Source organism: Kitasatospora sp. NPDC058170 (genome assembly GCF_042883905.1).
GTDB lineage: Bacteria > Actinomycetota > Actinomycetes > Streptomycetales > Streptomycetaceae > Kitasatospora.
Genome location: NZ_JBHVUV010000024.1, coordinates 116,791 through 129,126, shown reverse-complemented (window position 1 = coordinate 129,126; position 12,336 = coordinate 116,791). Strand labels below are relative to the sequence as shown.

Genomic DNA, 12,336 nt, shown 5'->3' with positions numbered 1-12,336 from the left:
CCGTCACCGGATCAGGGATTCCCACGACTGGTCACCGTTCTTGGTGCACGCGCCGTCGGGGGCGAACTTCGGGCAGCTGCCGTCGAGCTTCTGCACGGTGTGCGAGACCCAGGGCAGGATCCGGTAGGTGTTCTCCTTGGCCGGCATGTAGCGGTCCGACATCGACGAGGAGACCGTGCCGAACAGGAACAGCAGGGCGAAGAGCGTGCCGACCACCGCGGCCCGCAGGTTCGGGAAGACCTCGCCGGACGCGGTGGCGGACCCGGCCGCGGTGAGCTCGCCGGTACCGGCACGGCGCTCCGCCAGCCGCAGCGAGACCAGGTGGGCGACCAGGGCGCACAGGATCAGGCCGCAGTAGAGCATCTGGTTGTTGGTGCGGGTGTAGAGCTGGACGGTCTGGGTCTCGTACATGTGCGAGGCGATGTACATCCGCATCACCCAGGCGCTGGCGAACATGCAGCATATGGTGACCACCAGCGGCTTGCGCAGGCCCAGCCAGAGTGCGGCGCCCAGGCAGACGAACATCACCACGGCGAACAGCCCCATGCCGCCGAACTCACCGGGCAGCGGCCACTCCCCCACCTTGCCGGGCATGTCGGTGCGCCACATCAGGAAGTACGCCGGGTCGACGAAGTTGTCGAACCGGAAGTTGAAGTCCTTGGTGTCCTGGCCCTCCGTCAGCATGGTCACCAGGTAGCTCCCCGCGACGGCCAGGAAGGCCGCGCCGGTCGTCCCGAGGTAGGCCAGGCCCTTGAGCCGGCCGGTCCGCCAGGGGAAGTAGAGCAGCACCGCGACCAGGACGCCCGCCGCGCTCCACAGGAACCAGCCGGAGTAGGTGAGGAAGAGCACGCCCAGCACCGCCCCGAAGGCGGCCGCCTTGAGCAGGACGGGGCGCCAGGCGGCCGTCCCGCTGCGGCGCAGCTCGACCACCAGCGCGACCAGCACCGGCACCAGCAGGACCAGCACGGTCTGGCTGTACGGCTTGTAGGCGTCGATCAGTGCGAAGGCCGGCAGCACGCCGAAGGCCAGCGCGCGCACCGGGCTGAGCAGGGTGCGCCAGGACAGGTAGACCAGCGGGCCGAACGCCGCCGCGCCGAGTATCTGCAGGTCCTTGAAGGCGTAGGCGGTGTTGCCGCCGTGGAACCACTCGGCGTAGTAGCCCAGGGTGTAGAGCGGCAGCGGCGGGTAGACGGGGGAGCCGGAGGGCTGTCCGTTGGCCACCGCGTGGGCCCATTCGACTATCCGCCCGCTGTCGCCGTTGAGGCCGAACATCGGCCACGGGGTGCCGAGCAGGGCGATGACCGCGCCGGCCGCGACGAAGCCGCTGGCGAGGCCGGCCAGGCCCGCGCTGGCGAAGCGGGCGGCTAGGTCGAAGTGGCGGCCGGCCCTCAGCCGCATCGCGACGACGACCACGGCGAGCAGGAACAGGCCGATCAGTGCGAACCGCAGCTGGAGTGCGGCGAGACCGCTCACCTGGGCGATCCGGTTGAGCGGGTTGAGGTCGAAGCCGCGGGCCAGCAGCGGCAGGACCAGGGCCGCCAGGAAGGCGGTCACCGCCTCGCCGGCCAGCAGGACGGGTGAGGAGGTCCAGAAGGAGCGGCCGGAGCCGTGGCGCCGGGTCGTCGCCGCCGGCCGGGACCGGATCCCGGTCAAGGAGGGCGTTCTGGTGTCCTCGGCACTGACTGTCACTGGACTGGTCCCTCAGCTGGTGGGTACTCCGACGGGCTGCCCACCGGGTCACGGGCCCGCCACAGGACGCGCGGGGTCCCGGCGAGGGTCCGGGGCAGCTGCTCCGGGAATCCTAAGGCCTGACCGCACAAGAGTTCACGCAGAGATCCGCCCGTCCGGCCCGCCGCAGCGCTGGATGGTCAGCGGGCGAACACGATCGCGGCGAGCATCAGGGCCCAGCCCGCGACCGAGAGCCAGCCGAGGACCAGGCCGGTGACGGCCATGCCGTCCCCTTCCTCGTTCCGGGTGGCCAGCTGGTTCTTGGCGATGTGTCCGCAGATCACAGCGGGTACACCGGTCAGCCCCATGGTCGGGACGGTCAGCACTCCGAGGACCAGGGAGGCCGTCGCGGCCGCGTTGGTGCGGCGCGGCGGCGGGGGCAGGAAGGTCGGCGGGACGAGCGGAACGGGACCGCCCATCGGGGCACCCATCGGTGCACCCATCGGGGCGACCATCGGACCGGACGGCAGGTCCGCGACCAGCATGGCCAGTTCGCCGTAGGTCTGCGCGGCGCTCGCCACGTCGAAGCGCTGGGCGTACTCGTCGGCGGAGAGCCGGCCCTCGGCGTACGCGGCCTTCAGCACGTCGATGGTGCGCTCGCGGTCGGCGTGGGCGGCCCGCATCGCGGTCTGCGGGGTGTGCGCCGGCTGCCACGGCTGGTTGTACGGCTTGGCCGGGACCTGTGGCGGTCGGCCACCCCAACCGGGGCCCTGCTCGCCCCACGGTTGAACGGCCATCCGCCACCTCCGACACCCCGGCACGCCGTGCGCGCTCACTGGCCTTCATAGTGCAGGACGAACGGGGGTCCTGAGTAGTTGCCACTTTTGCGGAGCGAGTGGCGGCGACGCTCCGGGCCTTCCCGGCCGGACCGGACGGCGAAGATCGTCCCCAGGGGAGACAGCCCGGCCGGGCGGTGGGAGGCTGGGCCGGTCCGTCCTCGTACCACCGAGCAGAGTAGGCCGCCAATGCAGGCGTCAGCGCCGCCGCCGTCCCCCGTCCCCGTGCCCAGCGCCCCGGCCGCCGTCAGCATCCAGGGGCTGTGGAAGCACTTCGGCAGCCAGGCCGCCGTCGCCGGGCTGAGCCTGGAGCTGCCCGCCGGCGCGTTCATCGGGCTGGTCGGCCCCAACGGCGCGGGCAAGACCACCACGCTGTCCATGGTCACCGGGCTGCTCCGGCCCGACCAGGGCACCGTGCTGGTGCACGGCGCCGACGTCTGGGCCGACCCGGTCGCGGTCAAGGCCCGGATCGGCATCCTGCCGGAGGGCCTGCGGATGTTCGAGCGGCTCAGCGGGCGCGAGCTGCTCCAGTACAACGGCCGGCTGCGCGGCCTGCCGGGCGCTGAGGTGGACCGCCGCGCCGAGGAGCTGCTGGCCGTCCTGGACCTGCTGGGCGACGCCGACAAGCTGGTCGCCGACTACTCGACCGGCATGCGCAAGAAGATCGGCCTGGCCTCCGCGCTGCTGCACAACCCCGACGTGCTGTTCCTGGACGAGCCCTTCGAGGGCGTCGACCCGGTCTCCGCCCAGACCATCCGCGGGGTGCTCAAGCGCTACGCGGCGGCCGGCTCCACCGTGGTCTTCTCCAGCCACGTCATGGAGCTGGTCGAGCAGCTCTGCGACTGGGTCGCGGTGGTCAACGCCGGCCGGGTGATCGCCCAGGGCCCGCTGGACACCGTGCGCGGCGGGCGCAGCCTGCACGCCGCCTTCCTGGAGCTGGTCGGCGTGCGCGAGGACGACGGCCAGGCCCTCGGCTGGCTCGGGGGCGACCGGTGAGCGCTCCGGTCCGTCCGGCCGTCCCCGACGGCCGGGTCGTCGTCCGCACCCTGGTCTCGCTCAAGCTCCGGCTGCTGCGCAACGGGCTGCGGCGCAGCCCCGGGCGGACGGCGGTCTACGTCGTCGGCAGTGTGCTGGGCCTGCTGTTCGCCGGCGGGATCGCGGTGGCCTTCGCCTTCCTGGGGCGCTTCGAGGGCGCCGGGGACGCGGGCGTGATGCTGGTCGGCGTCCTGACCATCGGCTGGGCCGCGCTGCCGCTCTTCCTCTTCTCCAGCGACGAGAGCTCCGACCCGACCCGGCTCACCATGCTGCCGCTGCGGCCCGGCCCGCTGCTGCGCGGCTCGCTGCTGGCCGCGCTGCTCGGCCCCGGCCCGCTGGTGACGCTGGTGCTGGCCACCGGCGCGGCGCTGGCGGGCGCGGACGGCGCGGGGTCGGCGGTGGCCGCGGTGGTCGGCGTGCCGCTCGCGGTGGTCTCCCTGGTGGCGCTGTCGCGCTCGGTCGCGGCGGGCAACGCCCGGCTGCTGTCCAGTCGGCGCGGCAAGGACTTCGCGATCTTCGGCGGGCTGCTCTTCGCACTGCTGGTCCAGATCGCCAACATCGGCTCGCAGAGCGTCTTCGGCAAGCCCGGCGAGAACGGCCTCGACCTCAGCCCGCTGGCGCCGATCGCGTCGGTGCTGCGCTGGGTGCCGCCGATCAGCGCCGTGGACGCCTCCCGCACCGCCGGGGAGGGGAGCTACGGACTCGCCGTGCTCCAGCTGGCCTCGGCGGCCGTGCTGCTGGCGCTGCTGCTGCGCTGGTGGCTGGGCAGCCTCCAGCAGCTGATGGTCACCGCGGACGCCTCCACCCTGGAGGTGGCGCGCGGTGTGCAGGCCTCGCGCGGCTGGGGCTTCCTGCCCGAGGGGCGGGTGGGCGCGGTGATGCAGCGCCACCTGCGGTACGCGTGGCGCGAGCCGCGGGCCAAGACCGCCGTGTTCACCAGTATCGGGATGACCCTGGTGCTCTGCGTGCTGTCGGTGGTCCAGGGCTGGGCGAGCGTCTACCTGGTGTCGATGACCGGGATGTTCCTCGGCCTGCAGATGCTCAACCTGTTCGGGATGGACGGTTCGGCGTTCTGGATGGTCGCGGCCACCCTGCTCACCCCGGCCGACGCCCGGGACGAGCTGCGCGGGCGGGCGTACGCGGTGCTGTCGTACGCCGTGCCGGTGACGGTACTGCTGGCGGGTTCGCTGGCCGCGGTCACCGGCGACTGGGCGGGCCTGGCACCCGCGCTCGGCCTGGCGCTGGCCCTGCTCGGCTGCGGCCTCGCGGTCGGCGCGGTGCTCAGCGTGCTGGCGCCGTACACGATGCCCTCCGACAGCAACCCGATGCGCAACGCCGCGCCCGGCCAGAGCGGGCTGGTGATCCTCAACAGCATGGGTTCGATGGTCGGCGCCGCGGTGCTCGGCCTGCCGGTCGGCGGCCTGGTGCTGTGGGCGCTGGCGACGGACGGACCGGGCTGGCCCGTCCTGCTGGTCGGCCCGCCGTACGGCGCGCTGATCGCCGTCCTCGGCATCCGGCTGGCCGCCGGCCGGCTGCTGGAGCGGACACCGGAGATCCTCGCCAAGGCCGTCGAGCGCTGAGGCCCCGGCCCGGCCCGTGATGCCGCAGCGCCCGGTCCCACCGGTGGGGCCGGGCGCTCCGGCATCATGGGCGGGAGACCGTTCCGATCCATCGGGCGGACGCGACGAGGAACGGGACACACCGTGGGCAAGCGCAGGCAGCAGGGCGGCGACCGGGCCGACGGGGGCGCCGGACCGCTACTGGAGCAGGCGGTGGCGGCGGTGCTGGTCGCCCCCGAGGACCGGCTCGACCTCGCGCTGGACACCGGGGCCTCGCTGCTGGCCGCCTCGGTCGCGCAGTGGCCGGCCGTGAGCCGGGCGCTGCTCGGGCACGCGGACACCGCGGTGGGCCGGTGCTGGTCGGCGGGGTGGCGCCCGGCCGACCTGGTGCGGGTGGTGCGGCGGGAGCTGAAGCCGGTGCACCTGGCGCTCGCGGTGGACCTGATCGCCGCCGAGGGCCGTCGCCACGCGGCGGCCGCGCCGGACCGCCGCTGGCTGGAGCAGCTGCGCGAGCTGGAGGTCGAGGTGTGGTGGCAGGGCGACGAGGCCTACCTCGCCGCCTTCGCCCACCGGCACCGGCTGGACCGCTTCGCGCTGGCGACCGCCGCACTGGAGCTGCTGCGGACCTGGGGCCGGCTGCCCCCGATCTCACCGGTCGGCCCGGCGCCCGGGCAGGGCCTGGCCGGGGGCGGGCCCCGGGTGGCCCGGCAGCAGAGCGGCCCGGTGCCGGGCGAGCCGCGGATGCTGTCGCGGATCCGGGCGCTGCTGGCGAAGGCCGAGTCCACCGAGTACCCGGAGGAGGCCGAGGCGCTGACCGCCAAGGCCCAGCAGCTGATGGCCCAGCACAGCATCGACGAGGCCCTGCTGGCCGTCGGCGCAGCGGACCGCAACGCCCCGGCGGCGCTGCGGATCGGGGTGGACAACCCCTACGAGAGCCCGAAGACGATGCTGCTGGACGCGGTGGCGGCGGCCAACCGCTGCCGGGTGGTGTGGGCGAAGGAGTTCGGCTTCTGCACCATCGTCGGCTTCGACGGGGACCTGGACGGCGTCGAACTGCTGTACACCTCGCTGCTGGTGCAGGCGACGGCGGCGATGCACAAGGCCGGCTCGCGCCAGCACCTGGACGGCGCCTCCCGCACCAAGGCGTTCCGGCAGTCCTTCCTGGTGGCGTACGCGGCGCGGATCCGCGAGCGGCTCACCGCCGCCACCGAGCAGGCCACCAGCGACGCGGCGGCCGGCCGGCACCTGCGCGAGGACGGCACCGAGGAGCAGCTGACGCCCGACGAGCGGCTGCTGCCGGTCCTGCTGGCGCGTGCCGAGGCGGTGGACCAGGAGGTCGGGCGGATGTTCCCGAAGCTGGTCTCGCAGCGGGTCCGGGTGAGCGACGGCGAGGGCTGGGCGGCCGGCCGCGCGGCCGCCGACCGGGCCGCCCTGCACGGCCGGGCCGGCGAGATCCGTTCCTAGGTGTCCTGTCCTGTGAGGGCGCCGGGCCCCGGCTGCGGTCCGACCGGGCGGGGCCCGCGAGGCGGGCCTGATACAACGGACAGCGTTACGAACAAGGGGGAGCAACGGTGACGGAGCCTGGGTACGCGGACCGGGTACGCGGGGCACTGCTCGGCGGCGGGATCGGAGACGCCCTGGGCTGGCCGGTGGAGTTCCAGCAGCTGTACCAGATCCGGGGGCAGCACGGCCCGGCGGGGGTGACCGGGCTGCCGACCGGCGGCCGGGTCGCCGAGGTCACCGACGACACCCAGATGACCCTGTTCACCGCCGAGGGGCTGATCCGCGGCTTCGTCCGCGGCTGGTCGGGCGACGGCGGGTCGGTGCCGGAGGCCGTCCACGGTGCCTACCAGCGCTGGCTGCTCACCCAGCAGCAGGGCGCGCCGAGCCGTCGGCCGCTCCCCCGCCCGTACGACGGCTGGCTGCTGCGGCACCCCTTCCTGTACGCGCGGCGGGCACCGGGCAACGCCTGCATGAGCGGGGTGTCGGAGCACCGGGAGTTCGAGGCGCCGGCCGCGTTCGGGCAGCCCGGTCCGATCAACGCGCACTCCAAGGGGTGCGGCACGGTGATGCGCTCGGCGCCGTTCGGGCTGGGCCGGCTGGGCGTCGAGCAGTCCTTCGGGCTGGCCGCGCAGTGCGCGCAGCTGACGCACGGGCACCCGACCGGCTATCTGGCGGCGGGCGCGTTCGCCTCGCTGGTCGAGCGGCTGGCGGACGGCACGGAGCCGTGGACGGCGGTCGGGCAGACCGTCGACCAGGTCGGCGAGTGGCCGGGCGGCAAGGAGACCGTCCAGGCGCTGCACCGGGCGGTGCGGGTGGCCGAGGCGAGCGAGCCGTCGGCGGAGGCGGTGGAGCGGGTCGGGCTCGGCTGGATCGCCGAGGAGTGCCTGGCCATCGCGGTGTACTGCCTGCTGGCCGCCTCCGGGCCGGACCCGGCGCGGGAGGCGCTGCTGCTGTCGGTGAACCACTCCGGGGACAGCGACTCCACGGGCGCGGTCTGCGGCAACCTGGTCGGCGCCGCGTACGGGGCCTCGGCCCTGCCGGCGGACTGGACCGAGGCGGTGGAGGGCGGGGAGACGCTGCTGCGGGTCGCGGACGACCTGCTGGTGCTGTTCGGCAGCCGCGAGCCCGCCCATCCGGCGCTCGGCGGCCGCTACCCCGCCTGGTAGCCCCGCCTGCTCAGCCCGCCTGCGGGTCGGTGACCTGGCCGAGGAACAGCGGGCGCCCGTTGGCGGTGTCCCGGATCAGGAACAGGAACGGCCGGTCGATGTGCAGCTGGACGGCCTCCTGCGGGGCGGCCGCGCCGGCCGCCACCATGCCCACGCCGCTGCCGGCCGCGGCCACCGTGCCCTGCTCGTCCACCTGGACGGTGGCCTTCTGCACCACCGCGCCGATCGCCAGGGGCTCCTGCGCCCCCGGCCCGGGGATGCCGCCGAAGTCGGCCGCGTCGAAGGCGGCCGAGACGCCGAGCGCGCGCAGGGCGGGCACCAGGTCGGCGGCGGCGTCGAAGTGGAAGCGCGGTACCGCCAGGTCGACCCCGCGGTCGGCCAGCGAGCCGAGCACCAGGGCGAGCTGCGCCTGGTCCAGGCCCTTGCGGAAGGCCTCGAAGCCGCCCTGCGCGGGCACCACCAGGTCCATCGCCAGCGTGCCGCCCGCGTAGGGCAGTTCGACGGCCTGCCAGGGCTCGCCGAGGATGCCGCCGGAGCCCTCGGCGTAGCGGAGCACGCCGGTCCGGCTCATCGTGGCGACCGCCGGGGCGGAGCCGTCGAGGCGGTGGAACGGCCGGTCGGAGGTGCTCCCGTGCTGGAACGGCGCGGCCCAGTCGGCCTTCAGGTGGAGCGCGTCGGTGAGGACCAGACGGGTGGTGGAGTCGATCGCCCGCTCACCGAAGAGATCCTTGATCCGGCCCTCGGTCTCCTTCTCCACCGCGGCGTTGACGGTCCGCCGGGAGCCCTCGGCGTCCTTGCGGAAGTCGGTGGTGTGGACGCCGGTGTCGAAGGCGGCGGCGAGGGTCGCCAGGTACTGCTGGTCGAGCGGGAATCCCTGCTGGACCCAGAGGTCGTCGGACTGGCGCAGGGTCAGGCCGCCGGTGGCCGGGACCCGGCGGTCGAGGGCGCCGGTGGCGAGGGCGTACTGCTGCGGGGTGAGGTCGGTGTGCAGGGCCCTGGCGAGTTCCGCCGCCGTGGCGCCGCGGGCGCCGGGCAGGACCATCGCGAGCACGGTGGCCAGACCGGACGGGGACAGCACGAGGTTGTGCCCGGCCCGGTCGGGCGCGGCGGTGAGGGTGTGCAGCAGGTCCAGGCCGAAGGCGTTGGTGGCGTCGGCGGTCGCGGCGACCTGGGCGGGGTCGACGGGGGCCGGGGTGGCGGGCGCGGAGGCCCGCAGGACCACGGCCTGCCGGTCGGCTCCCCCGCCGCAGGCGGTGGCGGTGGCGGTGAGCAGCAGTGCGGCGAGCGCGGCGGCGAGGAACGGGAGCGAGGGGCGGCGGCCGCGGCTGGCCCGGCGGGTCCGGCGGGTTCGGCTGGTCATGGCGGTTCGACGCGGCCGGGGCCCGGGAGGTTCCGCCGCGGCCCGCGAGGCCGCCGCGCCCGGAGGCTCAGTCCCAGAGCGCGCCGAGGGCGAGCAGCTCGTCCCGGTACTCGATCCGCTCCACCCAGGCCTCCGGCCAGGCCGCCCCGCCGTGCCGGGCGCCGGCGAAGGCGCCGGCCAGGCAGGCGATCGAGTCGGAGTCGCCGGAGGAGTACGCGGCCCGGCGGACGGCCGCGACCGGGTCGTCCGGGAACAGCAGGAAGCAGAGCAGACTGGTGGCGAGGGCCTCCTCGGCGATCCAGCCCTCGCCGGTGGCCAGGCACGGGTCCGCCTCGACGTCGGGCGCGGCCAGTGCCGCGTCCAGCCGGTCGAGCACGCCCAGGCAGTCCGCCCAGCCGCGGGCGACGAACGCCTCCGGCCCCGGGTCCTGCGCGTGCGCCGCGAGGTCGCCCAGCCAGACCTCGTCGTAGCGGGTGCGGCTCGCCAGCGCGTACGCCCGCAGTACCGCGGGCAGCCCGGCCGGCGGCAGTCCCTCGGAGAGCTTGCGGACGGCGTACGCGGTGAGGTCGCTGGCCGCCAGCGCGGTCGGGTGGCCGTGGGTGAGGGCGGACTGCAGCTGCGCCGCGCCGGAGAGCTGGCGCGGTGTCAACTCCTTGACCAGGCCGATCGGGGCGACCCGCATGTTGGCGCCGCAGCCCTTGGAGCCGACGTCGCTGGCCTCCTGCCAGCGCCGCCCGGGCGTGCTGAGCCGCGCGCAGGAGCTCATACAGGTAACGCCGGGGGCGCGGTTGTTCTCCGGCGAGCGCCACCAGTCGACGAACTCCTCGCGCAGCGGGCCCTCCAGGCTCAGCGGGCCGAGCGGGCCGCTCTCCAGGGCGGTGCGCAGGGCGCGTCCGAGGGCGAGCGTCATCTGGGTGTCGTCGGTGACCATCGCGTTCTCCGGCAGGGGGAGTCGACGCCAGTCCGGGTCGTACGCGGCGATCATCTCGATCGTCCGGAACTCGGTCAGCCGGCCGAGCGCGTCCCCGATCGCCAGCCCCAGCAGTGCCCCCGTCGCCTTGCCCATGTCCCGCTCCCCCTTCTCGGTCCTTCTCGGACCTTCTCAGACCTCGACCCGCAGCTCCTCCAGTCCCCGGATCACGTACCCCGGGCGCCACTCGGGCTCACGGACCAGCCGTAGGCCCGGCGCCCGGCGCAGCAGTGCGCCGTAGGACTCGGTGAGCTCCAGTCTGGCGAGCGGGGCGCCCAGACAGAAGTGGATTCCGGCGCCGAAGGTGATGTGCGGGTTGTCCGCGCGGCCGAGGTCGAGCCGGTCGGGGTCGGCGAACCGGGCCGGGTCGCGGTTGGCGGAGCCGAACAGCAGGGCGATCTCGGAGCCGCGCGGGATGGTGACGCCGCGTACCTCGACGTCCTCCAGGACCCAGCGTTCGAACATCTGCAGCGGGGTGTCCCAGCGCATCAGCTCCTCGACGGCGGTGGGCAGCAGCGCGTCCACCGAGCCGCGCAGCCGGGCGAGTTCGCCCGGGTTGCGGAACAGGGCCCACCAGCCGTTGCCGGTGGTGTTGACGGTCGCCTCGTGGCCGGCGTTGAGCAGCAGGACGCAGGTGGAGACCAGCTCCTGCTCGCTGAGCGCGTCCGAGCCCTCCTGGGCCTGGATGAGCGCGCTGATCAGGTCGTCGCCGGGGGCCGTCCGGCGCTCCCGGACGAGGGCCCGCAGGTAGTCGGAGAACTCGATGCTGGCCGTGACGGCCCGACGGGCGGTCTCCTCGCCGGGGTTGAGCTCGAACATGCCGGTGATGTCGGCGGACCACGGGCGCAGCAGGTGCCGGTCGGCCTCCGGGACGCCGAGCATCTCGGCGATCACCGCGACCGGCAGCGGCTCGGCGACGGCGCCGATCAGGTCGCCGCCGCCGGCCGCGAGCAGTCCGTCGACGAGCTCTCCGGCCAGCCGCCGGACGGTCGGCCGCAGCCCTTCGACCATGCGCGGGGTGAAGGCCTTGGAGACCAGCCGGCGGATCCGGGTGTGGTCGGGGGCCTCCAGGTCGAGCAGCCCGTTGTCGTTGAGGGTGTGGAAGGGCTCGTGCGCCGGGTCGGGCGCGGGCCGGCCGAACTCCTCGTGGCTGAAGCGGTGGGTGTAGGTCCGGCCGAGCCGGCGGTCCCGCAGCAGCGCGCTGACGTCCTCGTGCCGCGAGACCAGCCACTGGCCGGTCGGCTCGTAGTAGGTCACGGGCGCGTGCTCGCGCAGCTCGGCGTACGCGTCGTACGGGTGGGCCACGAACTCCGCCGACCAGGGGTCGAACTTCGCCGTCGTCGTCATCGATCGATCACTCCAGGCCGTGAGGGGGAGCCGGAGCGATCATCGTACGCACGCGGCCTGTCCGGGGTGGGCCCCGCCCGGTCCGGTCCCTTCCGCCCCCACCGCCCCGGTTCAGCCCTGCTCGGCGAGCAGCCTGCGCACCAGGGCCGGCAGCGCCGTGGAGATCGGCTCCCGGACCACCTCGTCCGCCACCTCGTCGAACGGCGTGGGCTCGCCGTTCACCACGACCAGCCGGGCCCCGGACTCCCGCGCGATCTGCGGCAGCGCGGCCACCGGGTAGACCTGCAGGCTGGTCCCGACCGCGACGAACAGGTCGCAGGCCTTCGCGATGGCGTCGGCCCGCTCCAGCACCACCGGGTCGAGGGCCTCGCCGAACATCACCGTGCAGGGCTTCAGCACGCCCCCGCACTCCCGGCAGGCCGGGTCCGGCTCGCCGGCCGCCACCCGCTCCAGCACCTTCTCCATCCCGCCGCGCACCCGGCAGTCCACACACTGCACCTCCCGTGCGGTGCCGTGCAGTTCGAGCACCTTGCGGTCGGGCAGGCCGGCCCGCTGGTGCAGTCCGTCCACGTTCTGGGTGAGCACCCGTACCGGCAGGCCGGCGCGCTCCAGCTCCACCAGCGCCAGGTGGCCCGCGTTCGGCTCCGCGGCCAGCGCGCCCGCGTCCCGGCGCATCAGCCAGGCCCGTCGGCGGACGTCCGGGTCGGCCAGGTACGGGCCGAGGGTGACCAGCTGCTGGGCCTGCGGATCGCGCTGCCAGAGGCCGTTCGGGCCTCGGTAGTCGGGGATGCCGGAGTCGGTGGAGATCCCGGCACCGGTGAGGACGGCGATCAGCGGGCGCTTGGCGTTCATGCCCCGGACGGTACGGGCCCGGCCGCCCGGGCCGCCACCG

Annotated in this window: 10 protein-coding genes; 4 read left to right on the top strand and 6 right to left on the bottom strand. The window is 74.7% G+C overall.

The window, feature by feature from the left end; all coding sequences use genetic code 11:
* Positions 1–3 precede the first annotated feature (3 nt).
* Both ACFVVX_RS26285 and ACFVVX_RS26280 read right to left on the bottom strand, forming a co-directional pair.
* Positions 4–1,653 carry a hypothetical protein gene (locus ACFVVX_RS26285; protein ID WP_387949087.1) on the bottom strand — a complete coding sequence of 550 codons (1,650 nt, stop codon included), beginning with the start codon at positions 1,651–1,653 and terminating at the stop codon, positions 4–6.
* A gap of 215 nt (positions 1,654–1,868) precedes the next feature.
* Positions 1,869–2,465: a DUF1707 and DUF4190 domain-containing protein gene (locus ACFVVX_RS26280; protein WP_387949086.1), complete on the bottom strand. Its 597-nt coding sequence runs from the start codon at positions 2,463–2,465 to the stop codon at positions 1,869–1,871.
* Between the two features lie 228 nt (positions 2,466–2,693).
* Between ACFVVX_RS26280 and ACFVVX_RS26275 the strand changes: the two genes are divergently transcribed.
* The 4 genes from ACFVVX_RS26275 (at position 2,694) to ACFVVX_RS26260 (ending at position 7,767) form a co-directional block, all read left to right on the top strand.
* Complete coding sequence (locus ACFVVX_RS26275; RefSeq protein ID WP_387949085.1) at positions 2,694–3,500, top strand: ABC transporter ATP-binding protein; 807 nt, start codon at positions 2,694–2,696, stop codon at positions 3,498–3,500.
* Positions 3,497–5,119: a transporter gene (locus tag ACFVVX_RS26270; RefSeq protein ID WP_387949084.1), complete on the top strand. Its 1,623-nt coding sequence runs from the start codon at positions 3,497–3,499 to the stop codon at positions 5,117–5,119. The genes ACFVVX_RS26275 and ACFVVX_RS26270 overlap by 4 nt, the downstream gene beginning before the upstream one ends.
* 123 nt (positions 5,120–5,242) lie before the next feature.
* Positions 5,243–6,562 carry a DUF2786 domain-containing protein gene (locus tag ACFVVX_RS26265; protein WP_387949083.1) on the top strand — a complete coding sequence of 440 codons (1,320 nt, stop codon included), beginning with the start codon at positions 5,243–5,245 and terminating at the stop codon, positions 6,560–6,562.
* Positions 6,563–6,669: 107 nt separating this feature from the next.
* On the top strand, positions 6,670–7,767 hold the full coding sequence (locus tag ACFVVX_RS26260; protein ID WP_387949082.1) for an ADP-ribosylglycohydrolase family protein: 1,098 nt from the start codon (positions 6,670–6,672) through the stop codon (positions 7,765–7,767).
* Positions 7,768–7,777: 10 nt separating this feature from the next.
* On the opposite strand, the gene ACFVVX_RS26255 is transcribed toward ACFVVX_RS26260, so the two are convergent.
* From ACFVVX_RS26255 to ACFVVX_RS26240, 4 genes are all read right to left on the bottom strand, one after another.
* Entirely contained in the window at positions 7,778–9,127 is a 1,350-nt protein-coding gene (locus ACFVVX_RS26255) for a serpin family protein (RefSeq protein ID WP_387949081.1), read from the bottom strand.
* A 67-nt stretch (positions 9,128–9,194) separates the two neighbouring features.
* Positions 9,195–10,193: an ADP-ribosylglycohydrolase family protein gene (locus tag ACFVVX_RS26250; RefSeq protein WP_387949080.1), complete on the bottom strand. Its 999-nt coding sequence runs from the start codon at positions 10,191–10,193 to the stop codon at positions 9,195–9,197.
* Between the two features lie 36 nt (positions 10,194–10,229).
* Positions 10,230–11,444 (bottom strand): cytochrome P450, encoded by a 1,215-nt coding sequence (locus ACFVVX_RS26245; protein ID WP_387949079.1) that lies wholly within the window; start codon positions 11,442–11,444, stop codon positions 10,230–10,232.
* 111 nt (positions 11,445–11,555) lie between these two features.
* Positions 11,556–12,296 (bottom strand): NAD-dependent deacetylase, encoded by a 741-nt coding sequence (locus ACFVVX_RS26240; RefSeq protein ID WP_387949078.1) that lies wholly within the window; start codon positions 12,294–12,296, stop codon positions 11,556–11,558.
* Positions 12,297–12,336: the final 40 nt, after the last annotated feature.